13 protein-coding genes and 1 tRNA gene are annotated in these 13,939 nt (G+C 70.5%); 7 read left to right on the top strand and 7 right to left on the bottom strand.

Annotated elements, in window-relative coordinates; genetic code table 11:
* Window positions 1-19 precede the first annotated feature (19 nt).
* Entirely contained in the window at window positions 20-793 is a 774-nt protein-coding gene (locus AB0E98_RS17775; protein ID WP_361703225.1) for an SDR family oxidoreductase, read from the top strand.
* A 22-nt stretch (window positions 794-815) separates the two neighbouring features.
* Here AB0E98_RS17775 and AB0E98_RS17770 read toward each other — a convergent pair whose 3' ends face one another.
* Complete coding sequence (locus AB0E98_RS17770; RefSeq protein ID WP_361703223.1) at window positions 816-1,931, bottom strand: serine hydrolase domain-containing protein; 1,116 nt, start codon at window positions 1,929-1,931, stop codon at window positions 816-818.
* A 116-nt stretch (window positions 1,932-2,047) separates the two neighbouring features.
* Window positions 2,048-2,581 (bottom strand): GNAT family N-acetyltransferase, encoded by a 534-nt coding sequence (locus AB0E98_RS17765; protein ID WP_361703220.1) that lies wholly within the window; start codon window positions 2,579-2,581, stop codon window positions 2,048-2,050.
* A gap of 78 nt (window positions 2,582-2,659) precedes the next feature.
* Between AB0E98_RS17765 and AB0E98_RS17760 the strand changes: the two genes are divergently transcribed.
* Window positions 2,660-2,733: transfer RNA gene (locus AB0E98_RS17760), tRNA-Lys, on the top strand.
* 60 nt (window positions 2,734-2,793) lie between these two features.
* Here AB0E98_RS17760 and AB0E98_RS17755 read toward each other — a convergent pair.
* Both AB0E98_RS17755 and AB0E98_RS17750 read right to left on the bottom strand, forming a co-directional pair.
* Complete coding sequence (locus AB0E98_RS17755) at window positions 2,794-5,187, bottom strand: HAD-IC family P-type ATPase (RefSeq protein ID WP_361703218.1); 2,394 nt, start codon at window positions 5,185-5,187, stop codon at window positions 2,794-2,796.
* Window positions 5,188-5,283: 96 nt separating this feature from the next.
* On the bottom strand, window positions 5,284-5,559 hold the full coding sequence (locus AB0E98_RS17750; protein WP_361703216.1) for a DUF2530 domain-containing protein: 276 nt from the start codon (window positions 5,557-5,559) through the stop codon (window positions 5,284-5,286).
* A gap of 228 nt (window positions 5,560-5,787) precedes the next feature.
* Between AB0E98_RS17750 and AB0E98_RS17745 the strand changes: the two genes are divergently transcribed.
* Window positions 5,788-7,260 carry an NCS2 family permease gene (locus tag AB0E98_RS17745; protein WP_361703213.1) on the top strand — a complete coding sequence of 491 codons (1,473 nt, stop codon included), beginning with the start codon at window positions 5,788-5,790 and terminating at the stop codon, window positions 7,258-7,260.
* Window positions 7,261-7,348: 88 nt separating this feature from the next.
* On the opposite strand, the gene AB0E98_RS17740 is transcribed toward AB0E98_RS17745, so the two are convergent.
* Window positions 7,349-8,002 (bottom strand): PASTA domain-containing protein, encoded by a 654-nt coding sequence (locus AB0E98_RS17740; RefSeq protein ID WP_361703211.1) that lies wholly within the window; start codon window positions 8,000-8,002, stop codon window positions 7,349-7,351.
* Between the two features lie 210 nt (window positions 8,003-8,212).
* Here AB0E98_RS17740 and AB0E98_RS17735 point away from each other — a divergent pair, with 210 nt between their 5' ends.
* From AB0E98_RS17735 to thpR, 3 genes are all read left to right on the top strand, one after another.
* Window positions 8,213-8,677, top strand: coding sequence for a MarR family transcriptional regulator (locus AB0E98_RS17735; RefSeq protein ID WP_361703208.1), 465 nt, complete (start codon window positions 8,213-8,215; stop codon window positions 8,675-8,677).
* Window positions 8,678-8,704: 27 nt separating this feature from the next.
* The gene (locus AB0E98_RS17730; RefSeq protein ID WP_361703205.1) at window positions 8,705-10,102 is read left to right on the top strand and encodes an MFS transporter; all 1,398 of its coding nucleotides are present in this window, start codon (window positions 8,705-8,707) and stop codon (window positions 10,100-10,102) included.
* A gap of 171 nt (window positions 10,103-10,273) precedes the next feature.
* Window positions 10,274-10,840, top strand: a complete 567-nt coding sequence (thpR, locus tag AB0E98_RS17725) for an RNA 2',3'-cyclic phosphodiesterase (RefSeq protein ID WP_361703202.1) — start codon at window positions 10,274-10,276, stop codon at window positions 10,838-10,840.
* Between the two features lie 181 nt (window positions 10,841-11,021).
* Here thpR and AB0E98_RS17720 read toward each other — a convergent pair whose 3' ends face one another.
* Entirely contained in the window at window positions 11,022-11,603 is a 582-nt protein-coding gene (locus tag AB0E98_RS17720) for a hypothetical protein (protein ID WP_361703199.1), read from the bottom strand.
* Window positions 11,604-11,711: 108 nt separating this feature from the next.
* Between AB0E98_RS17720 and AB0E98_RS17715 the strand changes: the two genes are divergently transcribed.
* Complete coding sequence (locus AB0E98_RS17715) at window positions 11,712-12,851, top strand: permease (RefSeq protein ID WP_361703196.1); 1,140 nt, start codon at window positions 11,712-11,714, stop codon at window positions 12,849-12,851.
* 16 nt (window positions 12,852-12,867) lie between these two features.
* On the opposite strand, the gene AB0E98_RS17710 is transcribed toward AB0E98_RS17715, so the two are convergent.
* A complete protein-coding gene (locus tag AB0E98_RS17710) occupies window positions 12,868-13,866 on the bottom strand; it encodes an aldo/keto reductase (protein WP_361703194.1) in 999 nt (332 codons plus the stop codon).
* Window positions 13,867-13,939 lie beyond the last annotated feature (73 nt).

Genomic DNA, 13,939 nt, shown 5'->3' with positions numbered 1-13,939 from the left:
TGACGTATGAGGAGCCGCTGTGGACGGGAAACGATTCACCGGCAAGGTCGTCATCGTCACCGGCGCCGGATCCGGCATCGGCGCCGCCACCGCGTACCGCTTCGGGCGCGAAGGCGCCACCGTGATCGCCGTCGGGCGGACCGAGGACAAGCTGAAGCACGCCGCGGCAGGCGCACCCGCCGGTTCGACGGTCGTCCCGCGCGTCGCGGACGTCTCCGACGAGTCCGCGATCACCGCGCTGATCGCGGGCGTGGCCGAGGAGTACGGCAGGCTGGACGTGCTGGTCAACAATGCGGGCATGGGCCTGCCCGGAACCGTCGAGCAGACCGACACCGCCGCCTGGCGCCGGGTCCAAGGGGTCAATATCGACGGCGTCTTCTTCGCGTCGCGCGCCGCCCTGCCCCATCTGCGGCGCGTCGGCGGCTGCATCGTCAACGTCGGTTCGGTGTCCGGGCTCGGCGCGGACTGGGGGCTGGCCGCCTACAACGCCGCCAAGGGGGCGCTGGTCAATCTGACCAACGCCATGGCGCTCGACCACGGCCACGAGGGCGTGCGCGTCAACGCCGTGCACCCGAGCCTCACCATCACCCCGATCACCGCGCCCGTCGTCGAGAACGAGGAGCTGATGGCCGCGTTCCGGCAGCGCATCCCCATGGGACGCGCCGCCGAACCGGGCGAAGTCGCCGATGTCATCGCCTTCCTGGCCGGCACGGACGCCCGGTTCGTCAACGGCGCCCACATCCCGGTCGACGGCGGGCTCAGCGCGTCCAGCGGTCAGCCGCGGATGTTCTGACCGCCGGGCGGCGAGGGCGGTGTCAGTCGCACAACGCGGAGTTGATCACGTCCACTCGCCTCATGCCGGCGTCGGCGCTGAGGAACATCGTGTTGGTCATCATCGAGGCATGGCGGCCGTCGGTGGTGACCGTGGTCAGTGAGCTGTAGCCCGGTACATCGCCGCCGTGTCCCCACGCCGTGCCACCGCAGCGCAGGGCGAAGCTCTGCAACCCCATTCCGTAGCCGACACCCTGGCCGAGGTCCCTGGTCTTCTCCATCTCGGCCAGGCTCGCGCCGGACACGACCTTGCCGCCGATGAGCGCCTGGTAGAACGTGGTCAGGTCCTGCTGCGTCGAGACGATCGCTCCCGCCGAGCTGTACGCGGACGGTTCCACCTCGGACGTGTTGTCGACCCAGAAGAAGAACGGACCGATCCTGTTGCCGACGTATCCCGGCACGAACCGGACGGGGAGGGTGCGGTCACCCGCCGCGGGGAACGTGGTCTGGGTCAGGCCGAGCGGCTCGATGATCCGACTGGTGATCGCCCGGGCGACCGGCATGCCGGTGATCTTCTCGATGAGCATGCCGGCGATCTGGAAGTTCGTGTTGGAGTAGTGGAATTCGGCGCCCGGCGCGGACACCGCCCGGTAGCTCAGCCCGTCGCGCACCAGCGCGGACAGAGCGAAGGTGCCATCCGGGTTCTTCGAGGTCGGGTTCCTGGACTCCGCGACTCCACTGGTGTGCTGGAGAAGCTGCCGGACGGTGATGGCATTGCCGTCGTAGCCGTTTCCGTCCACCACACCCGGCAGGTACCGCTCGATCGGCGTGTCGAGGGAGACCTTGCCCTCGTCGACCAGTTGCAGCACCACGGCCGCGGTGAAGACCTTGGTCTGGCTGCCTATACGGAAGTGGAAGATGGGCTGGAGGGGTTTGTTGGTGTTGACGACAGCGGTGCCTGCGGAAAGGTTCCAGGAGCCGTTGGCGTCACCGGCGTAGATCCCGGCGCCGGGTCCGGCTTGCGCCTGGTAGGAGTTCAGCGCTGCCTGAGTGGCCGGGTGGTCGGCGGTCGGCTGGGCCTGCGCGGAAGCCGGCAGCGTCAGCACGGTCGCGACCGCCATGCCGAGTGCGGCCGCCGGTATGCGTCTGCGAAGTCTCATCGTCATGGATCTCCTCGCCGGATGGGCGGGCTTGGGCGGGCATGGACGATCGAGTCTTCGCATCGGGCGCATCGTGGACGAGAGCTCCACCGGCCAAATATCCGGTCAGCGTCCGGTCAGGGAGCCGGGGGCACCGGCCGGCTGTCGAGCCGCCGCTCGTAGCGCACGCCCGGGCGGCCGCCGACACCGATCCGTTCCACGAACACGAACCCGTTGCGTTCGAGGACGGTCCGGGAGGCCGGGTTGTCGAGGGTGGTGCGGGCCGTGAGGGACGAGAGGCCGTACGTCGTCGTGGCCAGGCCGCACAGCGCGGCGAGCGCGGCCGTCGCGACGCCCCGCCCCGCCGCCCGCTCGCCGATCCGGTAGCCGACCTCGGCGGTGCCCCGCTCCACGTCCCGCTCCACGTCCACGAGGTTGGCGCGGCCGATCAGCAGGCCGCTGTCGTTGCCGCTGTCGTCGTCCAGGACGACGTGGAAGTGGATCCCGCCCGTGTCCTGCTCGGCGAGCCGGGCCTCGTGGAGGGACGCGAAGCCGGCGAAGTACGCGTCGCCGCGGTCCGGTACGGACCGGGCGAAGTACGCGCGGTTCTCCCGCTCGAAGGCCAGCAGTGCGGGCGCGTGGTCCGCTCGGAGCCGCTCCAGTCTGATCATGTCCGGAGCGTACGGAGAGCCCCGCGGCTCCGCCATGGTCGGGAGCACTCCTGTGCCGGGGTACTATGGACGAGTCACGCGCCGCTAGCTCAGTTGGTTAGAGCAGCTGACTCTTAATCAGCGGGTCCGGGGTTCGAGTCCCTGGCGGCGCACACAGTGACGATGGCCTCACCATTCGGTGGGGCCATCGTTCGTTTCCACTGGAAACGGCCCTACGCCGGGAAGCGGCGGCTCACCCACCGCCACGTGAGCTCCAGCGCCACCCCCGCAGCCGCCGCGATGGCGACCGCCGTCCACGGCATCGTCGCCCCGATGAGCTTCAGCGCGAAGAAGCGCTGGAGCCAGGGCACCACGAGGACCACCACGAACCCCGCCCCCATCGCCACCACCAGCGCCACGCGCCACCATGTGTACGGGCGGGCGATGATCGCGAGCACCCACAGGGAGATCAGGAAGAGGGTCAGCGTCGCCGCGCTGGTCTCCGCGCCGAGCGTGTCGGCGGGGGCGAGCCCGGCGTCCGCGTAGTGGGCGCGGGCCAGGAGGTACGCGGCGAAGGTGGCCGCGCCCGCGATCAGGCCGGACGGGATCGCGTACCGCATCACACGGCGGACGAAGTGGGGGCGGGCCCGTTCCTTGTTGGGGGCCAGGGCGAGGAAGAACGCCGGGACGCCGATCGTCAGCGTCGACAGCAGCGTCAGGTGCCGGGGGAGGAAGGGGTAGGAGACCCGGGTGCAGACGACCAGCACGGCGAGCAGCACCGAGTAGACGGTCTTGGTCAGGAACAGCGTGGCCACGCGCGTGATGTTGCCGATGACGCGCCTGCCCTCCGCCACGACCGAGGGCAGGGTGGCGAAGCTGTTGTTCAGGAGCACGATCTGGGCGACGGCCCGGGTGGCCTCCGAGCCGGAGCCCATGGAGACGCCGATGTCGGCGTCCTTCAGGGCCAGGACGTCGTTGACGCCGTCGCCGGTCATGGCGACCGTGTGGCCCCGGGACTGGAGGGCGCCGACCATGTCCCGCTTCTGCTGCGGGGTGACGCGGCCGAAGACCGCGCCCCGGTCCAGGGCCGTGGCCATCGCATCCTGCTCGCGCGGCAGCTTCCGGGCGTCGACGGGGGCCTCGGCGCCGGGCAGGGCGAGCTTGGCGGCGACGGCGCCGACGGAGACCGCGTTGTCGCCGGAGATCACCTTGGCGTGGACGTTCTGCTCGGCGAAGTAGCGCAGGGTCTCCGCCGCGTCGGAGCGCAGCCGCTGCTCCAGGACGACAAGGGCGGTGGGGCGTACGCCCTCGGTGACGCGCGGGTCGTCCAGGTCGCGGGCGGTGCGGGCGAGCAGCAGGACGCGCAGGCCCTGGGCGTTGAGCCGGTCGGTCTCGGCGAGCGCGGGGTCGCCGGCGGGCAGCAGGACGTCGGGGGCGCCGAGCAGCCAGGTCCCGGACTCGCCGTCGGGACCGTTGAGCGCGGCGCCGCTGTACTTGCGGGCGGAGGAAAAGGGCAGCGCCTCCGTGCAGCGCCAGCCGCCCGAGCCGTCGGGGTACGCGTCGATGATCGCCTGGAGGCTGGCGTTGGGACGGGGGTCGGCCTCGCCGAGGGCGCCGAGCACCTGGCGCACGGACGACTCCCGGTCCTCGGCCCCGGCCAGTACGCGCAGCTCGCTGACGTCCATGCCGCCCTCGGTGAGGGTGCCGGTCTTGTCGAGGCAGACGACGTCGACGCGCGCGAGCCCCTCGATGGCGGGCAGCTCCTGCACCAGGCACTGTTTGCGGCCCAGCCGGATGACGCCGATGGCGAAGGCGACGGAGGTGAGCAGCACCAGGCCCTCGGGGACCATCGGCACGATCCCGGCGACCATGCGCCGTACGGCCTCCCGCCAGTCGTGGCCCTGGACCACCAGCTGGCTGACGACGAGGCCGATGGCGGCGGGCAGCATCAGCCAGGTCACGTACTTGAGGATCGTGCTGATGCCGGTGCGCAGCTCGGAGTGGACGAGCGTGAAGCGGGTCGCCTCCTCGGCGAGCTGGGCGGCGTAGGCCTCGCGGCCGACCTTGGTGGCGGTGAACGCGCCGCCCCCGGCGACGACGAAGGAGCCGGACATCACCGGGTCGCCGGGCTTCTTGAGCACCGGGTCGGCCTCGCCGGTGAGCAGCGACTCGTCGATCTCCAGGCCCTCGGCCTCGACCACCTCGCCGTCGACGACGCACTTGTCGCCGGGGCCGAGTTCGACGACGTCGTCGAGGACGATCTCGCCGGTGGGGAGGGGGACGGGGGTGCCGTCGCGGCGGACGGTGGGCTTGGCCTCGCCGATGACGGCGAGCGAGTCGAGGGTCTTCTTGGCGCGCAGTTCCTGGAGGATGCCGATCGCGGTGTTGGCGATGATGACGAAGCCGAAGAGGCCGTCCTGGAGGGGGCCCACGGCGAGGATGATCAGGAAGAGGACGCCGATGATGGCGTTGAACCGGGTGAAGACGTTCGCCCGGACGATCTCGCGGGTGGAGCGGGAGGACCGTACGGGTACGTCGTTGACCTCGCCCCGTGCCACGCGCTCGGCGACTTCGGCGGCGCTCAGCCCGGGATGCGCGGTTGTCACGATCTGCGAGGGATCGCTCATGTTCCGACGGTAACCGGACGGATCGGGGCCCGCCCGGTCATGCCGTCACCCCGTCATGCCGTCGTGCCGTCACCCCGTCGTGCCGTCAGCCGTAAGTCAGCGCCGCTCCGCATCCTGGGTGGCCTGGGCCGCCGCGTGCCGCTTGATCGCCGCGTCCCGCTTGCGGACGTACCAGACGCCGATCAGCCCCAGCCCACCCCCCGCGAGGCACGTCCACACCCACCACAGGTGCCCGTGGTCCCGGAACCAGCCGTAGAACGGCAGTTGCCCGAGGAAGAGGACGAACCACACGATCGTGCCGCCCGTGATCGTCGCGACGACCGGGCCCTCCAGGGGCTCGGGCGCTTCGTGCGTCGGTGTCCACTTCGTCATGGCGGCCAGCCTAGTGCGTCCGGGTGGGCGGGCGGCGGTGGAGCCCTTGCGCCATCGGGGTCTACGCGCGGAGATAGCCAAGCGGCCTTTGTTTATTCATACTGAATCGAACTGGATTTGATTGTTTGCTTTTGTTTGATCGTACAGGAAAGATCAAAAGCGGCCCGTCCTTGATCCATTTGTTTTGTCCCGACGGCCTCCCGGCCGCCCTCACGACTGAGGTCACGCATGCCCACCTCGGCCACCCCAGCCGTCGACGCCCCGCAGCCGTCCCCCACGCCCCCCACGGGGACGAACGTCCTCGACCGGTACTTCCGGATCAGCGAGCGGGGTTCGTCCGTCTCCCGGGAGCTCCGCGGTGGACTGGCGACCTTCTTTGCGATGGCGTACATCATCGTGCTGAACCCGATCATCCTCGGGGCCGGTCACGACAAGTACGGCCATCAGCTGGACAACGGCCAGTTGGTCACGGCCACCGCGCTGATGGCCGGTCTGTCCACCGTCCTCATGGGCGCGATCGGCAACGTCCCCATCGCCTGTGCCGCCGGCCTCGGCATCAACGCCGTCGTCTCGCTCCAGCTCGCGCCCAAGATGAGCTGGCCGGACGCGATGGGCATGGTCGTCCTCGCCGGCCTGGTGCTGATGGTGCTGGTCGCCTCCGGTCTGCGGCAGCGCGTCATGGACGCGATCCCCGGCGGGCTGCGGCGCGCCATCGCGATCGGTATCGGCATGTTCATCTCGCTGATCGGCCTGGTGGACTCCGGCTTCGTCAGCCGCAACCCCGACGCCGCCCACACGACCGTCCCGCTCGCCCTCGGCCAGGGCGGTCAGCTCCAGGGCTGGCCGGTGCTGGTCTTCGCGGCGGGCCTGCTGCTGACGTTCGTGCTGCTCGTCCGGAAGACGCCGGGCGCGATCCTCATCGGCATCGTCGTGATGACGTTCGTCGCCATCGTGATCAACTCGCTGGTGAAGGTCCCGGACCTTGAGTGGGGCCTGTCCGTCCCCAGCTGGCCGGACAAGATCGTGGACACCCCCGACTTCGGGCTCGTCGGCAAGGTCAGCCTCTTCGGCGGCTTCCACGAGGTGGGCTGGCTCACCGGCTGCCTCTTCGTCTTCACCGTGCTGCTGTCCGGCTTCTTCGACGCCATGGGCACGATCATCGGCGTCGGCGAGGAAGCCGGGCTGACCGACGAGAAGGGCCAGCTGCCCAACATGGGCAAGATCCTGATGATGGACGGCGTCGCCGTCGCCGCCGGAGGCGCGGGCTCGGCCTCCGCCAACACCTGCTTCGTGGAGTCCACGGCCGGCGTCGGCGAGGGCGCCCGCACCGGTCTCGCCAACCTGATGACCGGCGGCCTCTTCCTGCTCGCCCTGGTCTTCACCCCACTGGCGAAGATCGTTCCCTCGCAGGCCGCCACCCCGGCGCTGCTGGTCGTCGGCTTCCTGATCATGGCGTCCAACGTCAGGGAGATCGACTGGAGCGACTTCACGATCGCCATCCCCGCGTTCCTGACGATCGTCGCGATGCCGTTCACCTACTCGATCACCAACGGCATCGGCATCGGCGTCCTCGCCTTCATAGCGCTGCGCATCGCGGACAAGCGCGCCCGTGAGATCCCCTGGCTGCTCAACGCGGTCGGCGCCTGCTTCCTGATCTACTTCCTGCTCGACCCGATCGAGCGGGCGCTGGGCGTGAAGTAACGCCCGGCGGAAGCGCGGCGCAAGAGCGTGGGGCGGGCCCGGCCGGTCCCGCCCCACGCTCTTCGTGTGCGGATCAGCGGGATTCTCCTCAGCAGGGTTCCCCGAACTTCACTGCGGTGAGCGACACGGGCTGTCCGTCGAGCTTGGCACCGGCTGTGGGCTGCTGCGAACACACCTGCCAATTCGACTCCACCAGCACCATGCGGTCCTGCCTGGACGCGTCCTTGACGGTGAGGCTCGTGCCGCTGTCGAGGGCCCGGCGGGCGACCTTCACGGACTTGCCCGTGAAGTCGGGCATCGTTGATCCGGCGGCCTCGGGTGTGGCGCCCTCGTCCTTGGCGGGGCAGGTCTCCTCAAGCTTGACGGCGGCGAAGTCGACCTTGGTGGCGGTGGGGTGCTCGCCGGGCTTCGGGGTCTGGGAGCAGACCTTCCAGTTGCGGTCGAGGGCCTGCATGCGGCCACGGCCGAGGGCATCGTGCGAGGCCAGGTGGTGGAACCCGGCGGCCTGCGCCCGGTCCTGAGCGGACTGGAGGCCCTTGCCCGTCATGTCGGGGAGGCTCGCGGTCTTGGCGCCTGCGCCGTCGGCTTTCGGAGTGTTGTCGGCCTTGGGGGTGCGATGGGTGGCGGGCGGACTGCTGTCCGTGGTGGCGCCGCCGCCGTTGTCCGTGTTCGGGCTGCACCCGGTGATGGCCAGCAGGCCGGCTGTGGCCAGGGTTGTGATGGTTGCGGTGCGCTTACGCATGGTCCCCCCATGTGGTCGTTGATGGAAGAACAGCATGCGGCATATTGCGCATAGTGTGGTGAACCATGATCGGCGCGACGGTGGTGGCCGGTGTCGCGCCCGGTGCCGCGCAGGCGGGTGCGGGCGGGTGCGGGCCGCGCCCCCACGTGTGCTCCCGTACGCCCCAGTGCCCACTTTATTTAGTTCAGGTAATGAGTTAATCTAATAAACATGCCGGACCTGTCCAGCGCACAGCACCACACCCCGCGCGAAACCCCAGACGACGAAGCCGCCGTGAACGCCCTGCGCTCAGCGGTGATGCGGCTGGGCCGCAGGCTCAAGCACCAGCGGGTCGACGAGTCGCTCAGCCCCGCCGAGATGTCGGTGCTGGGCACGCTCGCCCGCTGTGGCTCCGCCACGCCCGGGGAGCTCGCCCGCAAGGAGCACGTACAGCCGCCCTCGATGACACGCATCGTGGCGCTGCTGGAGAGCAAGGGCCTGGTCCGGCTGGAGCCGCACCCCGAGGACCGCCGCCAGAAGGTGGTCCGCCAGACCGAGCAGGCCGAGGCCATGCTCGAGGAGAGCCGGCGGAAGCGGAACGCCTGGCTGGCCGAACTGGCCGGGCAACTGAACGAGGACGAGTGGGAGGCGCTGCGCGCCGCCGCGCCCGTCCTGGAGAAACTCGCGCATCTGTAAGCGCACGGAGAAGGAGGCGAACCCACTTTGAGTACGGGACCCGGAGCAGACTCCGCACCCGCACCGAACCGCCACCACGACGCACGCACCACCTCTCTGCCGCACCCGGGCCGTGGCCCGGAGACCGGTTCCAAGGGGGGCACCTTCAGTTCACTCCGGGTCCGTAACTACCGGCTCTTCGCCACCGGCCAGGTGGTCTCCAACACCGGTACCTGGATGCAGCGAATAGCCCAGGACTGGCTGGTCCTCAGCATCACCGGCTCCTCCGCCGCCGTCGGCATCACCACGGCGCTGCAGTTCCTGCCCATGCTGCTGCTCGGCCTCTACGGAGGCGTCATCGCCGACCGCTACCCCAAGCGGCAGCTGCTGCTGGTCACCCAGGCCGCGATGGCCGTCACCGGCCTCGCACTCGGCGTCCTCACCCTCACCGGGCACGTCCAGGTCTGGCACGTCTACCTCACCGCGCTCGCGCTCGGCCTCGTCACGGTCGTCGACAACCCCGCCCGCCAGGCGTTCGTCGTCGAGATGGTCGGCCCCGCCGACCTGCGCAACGCCGTAAGCCTCAACTCGGCGAACTTCCAGTCCGCCCGCCTCGTCGGCCCCGCCGTCGCCGGTGTGCTGATCAGCGCCGTGGGCTCCGGCTGGGCGTTCCTCCTCAACGGGCTGTCCTTCGCCGCGCCCATCGCCGCGCTGCTGCTGATGCGCGCCTCCGAGCTCCACAAGGCCGACCGCGCCCCGCGCGGCAAGGGCCAGCTCAAGGAGGGGCTGCGGCATGTCGCCGAACGCCCGGAGCTCATCTGGCCGATCGTCCTGGTCGGCTTCATCGGCACCTTCGGCTTCAACTTCCCCATCTGGCTCACGGCGTTCGTCAACGACGTCTTCCACGCCGACGCCAGTACGTACGGGCTGCTCAACACGCTGATGGCGGCGGGCTCCCTGGTGGGCGCCCTGCTCGCCGCGCGCCGCGGCACCTCGCGGATGCGCATGCTGGTCGGCGCGGCCCTGGCCTTCGGCCTGCTGGAGATCGCCGCCGCGCTGGCGCCCTCCTTCTGGGTCTTCGCCCTGCTGCTCGTACCGATCGGCATGTGCGGCCTGACCATCAACGTCACCGCCAACTCCGGTATCCAGCTGGCCTCCGACCCCGCGATGCGGGGCCGGGTGATGAGCCTCTTCATGATGGTCTTCATGGGCGGTACGCCCCTGGGCGCGCCGCTCGTCGGCTGGGTCACGGACGTCTACGGGCCCCGGGTGGGCTTCCTGGCCGGCGGCGTCGTCTCGACGCTGGCGGCGACGGCGATCGGACTGGTGCTGCTGCGTGCGGGGGACCTGCGCGTCCGGGTCGACTTCCGTCGGGGAAGCCGGCTGGTGGCGTTCGTACCGCGGCAGCCGGTGGGTGACCCCGGGCGGGTGCCGGCGGCCGTCTGACGGCCGGGGAGGGCAGGCCCCGGTCCCGCCCTTTCTCCGTTTCCGGGCGGGGCTCCGCCCCCTCGCACCCCCGGACCGCGCTGACGCGCGTCGTCCTCAAGCGCCGGACGGGCTGAAATCAGCCCGTCCGGCGTTCCTCGTGTTGATCTACCCATGCGGGACACTGGCCGTATGCGCCTGTTCGTCGCGGTGAATCCCCCGGAGCCGGCCCTCGCCGAACTCGCCTCGGCCGTCCACGACTTGCGTGCCCTGCCGGGCGGGGAGCGGTTGCGCTGGGCCGAGCGGTCCGGCTGGCACTTCACGCTCGCCTTCCTCGGCGAGGTCGACGAGGCGCTGCTCCCGGAGCTCACCGAGCGGCTGGGGCGCGCCGCGCACCGGCATCCGGCGCACGCGCTGCGGCTGGCGGGCGGGGGCCGGTTCGGGGACCGGGTGCTGTGGGTGGGGGCCGAGGGCGAGGTGGAGGCCCTGCGCGGACTCGCCCGTTCCGTTATGGCCGGGGCCCGCCGGGCGGGCGTCGTCGTGGACGGGACCCACTCCTTCCACCCCCACCTCACCCTCGCCCGCTCCGGCGGCGGCCGGGTGAACCTCCGCCCCTACGTCGCGGCGCTGGTGGACTTCCGGGGCCGGGAGTGGCGGGCCGAGCGCCTGGAGCTCGTCCGCAGCCGGCTCCCCGGCGGGGGTGTCCCGGGCGAGCGGCCCCGCTACGAGACGGTCGCGGCGTGGGAGCTCGGTCGCTAGCCGCTGGGCCCCGGGGCGCGGGCCCCGGGCCGGATCCCGGAAGCCGGGTCCCTGAGTGACCGCGCCGGATGGCGGTTACGCTCGTGGGGTGGACCCGAAGACCAGGAACCGGATCATGACCGGTGCTCTCGCCGTACTGCTCGTCGTCGTCGCCGTAGTGTCGGCGGTGAAGTAGCCGCCCTCACTTCCAGGTGGCGAGCGTCTTGCTCCCCTGCTCCCAGGTGACGCTGGTCGGCGCCCCGGCGCCCGCGTCCGCCACATAGACGGCGCAGCCCGTCACGCTCTGTCCCGGCGCGGCCTTCTCGAAGTCGGACGTGCTCGAAGTCTCGCACTTCTCGAAGCCCCGGTACTTCAGCGGATTCTTCGGATCGCCGGTGGTGTCCAGGGCGCCGAGGATCGTCAGCTTGGTCAGCCGCTTCTTGTTCCCGTCGGTCACCGAGAAGTACGTGGAGGCGCCGCCCGACTGCACGGCCTCCGTCTTGGTGAGCTTGTAGCGGAGGTAGTAGGGCGTCCTGCCGGCGTACTTCGACGCGTCCTTGAGGACGCTCAGGTCGCTGCTGCCGCCCTGCTCCAGGCGTTCGACGGTCACGTCGACCTTGGCGTCCTTGTAGCCGGTGACGCTCGCCGTCTCACCGAACCGGACCTCCTTCCCCTCGTCGGAGGAGGAGCCCGAACAACCCGCCAGCACGACCGTCGCGATCGCCGAGACCGAGGCCGCACCGAGGACCCGGTGCCGTCGCAGAGCCGCTATACCGTTCACCATGGCGCTCACGATAGCCAGCCGGAGGACGAGTTCCGGGGGGATCGATTCAGTTGAACGGCCCCGCGTTTTCCGCACCCCGGCCGGGTGCCGCTCGGCCATGCTTAGGGGGTGCTCCACGCCGTCCTGCGCGCCTTGGCCGTCACCGGGTCCATGACCTGGGAGATCACCTGGGCGCTGATCCTGGGGTTCGCGCTCTCCGCCGTCGTTCAGGCCGTGGTCCGCAAGGAAGCGGTCGTCTCCCTGCTGGGCGACGACCGGCCCCGTACGCTCGCCGTCGCCGCCGGCCTGGGGGTGGCCTCGTCCTCCTGCTCGTACGCCGCCGTGGCGCTGGCGCGCTCGCTGTTCGTGAAGGGCGCGGACTTCACAGCCGCGATGGCCTTCGAGATCGCCTCGACCAATCTGGTCGTGGAGCTGGGGGTGATCCTGGCCCTGCTCATGGGGTGGCAGTTCACGGCGGCGGAGTTCCTGGGCGGGCCCGTGATGATCGCGGTGCTGGCGGTGCTCTTCCGGCCGCTGCTGCGGGAGCCGCTGCTGCGCCGGGCGAGGGAGCAGGCCGAGCGGGGTGTGGCGGGCGCGATGGAGGGGCACGCGGCGATGGACATGTCCGTGGGCGGCGAGGGCTCGTTCGTCCGGCGGCTGCTGTCGCGCGAGGGGTTCACCGCGACGTCCCACGTCTTCGTCATGGAGTGGGCGGCGATCCTGCGCGATCTCGTGCTGGGCCTGTTCATCGCGGGGGCGATCGCCGCGTGGGTGCCGGACTCCTTCTGGCGGGCGTTCTTCTTCGAGGGGCATCCGCTGGCCGTGAAGCTGTGGGGGCCGCTGGTGGGGCCGCTGGTGGCGATGGTGTCGTTCGTCTGCTCGATCGGGAACGTGCCGCTGGCGGTGGTGCTGTGGAAGGGCGGCATCAGCTTCGGGGGCGTGGTGGCGTTCGTCTTCGCCGACCTGCTGATCCTGCCGATCCTCGCCATCTACCGGAAGTACTACGGCGGCCGGGTCACGCTGTTCCTCCTCGGCACCTTCTACGTCGCGATGGTGATCGCGGGATACGTGGTCGAGTCCGTCTTCGGCGGACTGGGACTGATCCCGGACCAGTCGGCCGCGAAGGTGCCGATGGAGGGGGTGAGCTGGAACTACACGACGTTTCTGAACATCGCCTTCCTGACGCTGGCGGCGGTCCTGCTGGTGCGCTTCGCGAGGACGGGCGGGAAGGCGATGCTCGGGATGATGGGCGGCGGGCCGCCGGACTGATCTCCTCCGGGGACGCTCACCAGGCGAAAGCCTCCGGCGAAGGACCGGGCCCGGGGAAGATCTCGTCCAGCGAAGTGAGCAGCTCCTCCGGAAGCTTCAGCTCCACCGCCCGCAGCGCGGACTCCAGCTGCTCCGCCGTACGCGGCCCCACGATCGGCCCGGTGACGCCCGGCCGGGTCAGCAGCCACGCCAGCGCCACCTCGCCGGGTGCCAGGCCGTGCTTGTCGACCACGTCCTCGTACGCCTGGATCTGGTTGCGGATGCTGCTGTTCGCGAGCGCGTCCGCCGAACGGCCCGACGCGGAACGGGCGCTGCCGCCCTCCCGTTCCTTGCGGAGGACGCCGCCGAGCAGCCCGCCGTGCAGCGGCGACCAGGGAATCACCCCGAGCCCGTACGCCCGTGCCGCCGGGACGACCTCCATCTCGGCGCGGCGCTCGGCGAGGTTGTAGAGGCACTGCTCGCTGACCAGGCCCAGCGAGCCCCGGCGCCGGGCGGTCTCGTTGGCCTGGGCGATGTGCCAGCCGGCGTGGTTGGACGAGCCCACGTAGAGGATCTTGCCCTGCTGGACGAGGACGTCCATGGCCTGCCAGATCTCGTCCCAGGGCGTGCGCCGGTCGACGTGGTGGAACTGGTAGAGGTCGATGTGGTCCGTCCGCAGCCGCCGGAGGCTGGCATCGACGGAGCGGCGGATGTTCAGCGCGGAGAGCCGGTCCTCGTTGGGCCACGGCTCCGCCCCGTCGGCGTTCATCCCGCCGAACACCTTGGTGGCGATGACGACCTTGTCGCGCCGCCCGTTGCCCCGGGCGAACCAGCTGCCGATGATCTCCTCGGTGCGGCCCTTGTTCTCGCCCCAGCCGTAGACATTGGCGGTGTCGAAGAAGTTGACGCCGGCGTCGAGCGCCGCGTCCATGATCGAGTGGCTGTCGGCCTCGTCGGTGTGGGGCCCGAAGTTCATCGTCCCCAGCACGATCCGGCCGACCTTCAGTCCCGTACGTCCGAGCTGCGTGTACTCCATGGCGCCTAAGCCAACGCCCTGGAGCGGGGTGTGGGCAAGGGTGTCACTCGATCGGCGGCTTCGGGGGCCGGGA

The sequence above is a fragment of the Streptomyces sp. NPDC037389 genome (assembly GCF_040636475.1).
Lineage (GTDB): Bacteria > Actinomycetota > Actinomycetes > Streptomycetales > Streptomycetaceae > Streptomyces > Streptomyces hesseae.
Note: the sequence above shows the minus strand (reverse complement) of the source record. Positions and strands in the feature narration are given on the sequence as shown.

Excerpts from the sequence above, each read along its gene's own strand:
- AB0E98_RS17720 (WP_361703199.1), bottom strand. The coding sequence starts at position 11,603 with ATGGTGAACGGTATAGCGGCTCTGCGACGGCACCGGGTCCTCGGTGCG.
- AB0E98_RS17735 (WP_361703208.1), top strand. The coding sequence starts at position 8,213 with ATGCCGGACCTGTCCAGCGCACAGCACCACACCCCGCGCGAAACCCCA.
- thpR (WP_361703202.1), top strand. The coding sequence starts at position 10,274 with ATGCGCCTGTTCGTCGCGGTGAATCCCCCGGAGCCGGCCCTCGCCGAA.
- AB0E98_RS17710 (WP_361703194.1), bottom strand. The coding sequence starts at position 13,866 with ATGGAGTACACGCAGCTCGGACGTACGGGACTGAAGGTCGGCCGGATC.
- AB0E98_RS17755 (WP_361703218.1), bottom strand. The coding sequence starts at position 5,187 with ATGAGCGATCCCTCGCAGATCGTGACAACCGCGCATCCCGGGCTGAGC.
- AB0E98_RS17740 (WP_361703211.1), bottom strand. The coding sequence starts at position 8,002 with ATGCGTAAGCGCACCGCAACCATCACAACCCTGGCCACAGCCGGCCTG.
- AB0E98_RS17765 (WP_361703220.1), bottom strand. The coding sequence starts at position 2,581 with ATGATCAGACTGGAGCGGCTCCGAGCGGACCACGCGCCCGCACTGCTG.
- AB0E98_RS17750 (WP_361703216.1), bottom strand. The coding sequence starts at position 5,559 with ATGACGAAGTGGACACCGACGCACGAAGCGCCCGAGCCCCTGGAGGGC.
- AB0E98_RS17770 (WP_361703223.1), bottom strand. The coding sequence starts at position 1,931 with ATGAGACTTCGCAGACGCATACCGGCGGCCGCACTCGGCATGGCGGTC.
- AB0E98_RS17745 (WP_361703213.1), top strand. The coding sequence starts at position 5,788 with ATGCCCACCTCGGCCACCCCAGCCGTCGACGCCCCGCAGCCGTCCCCC.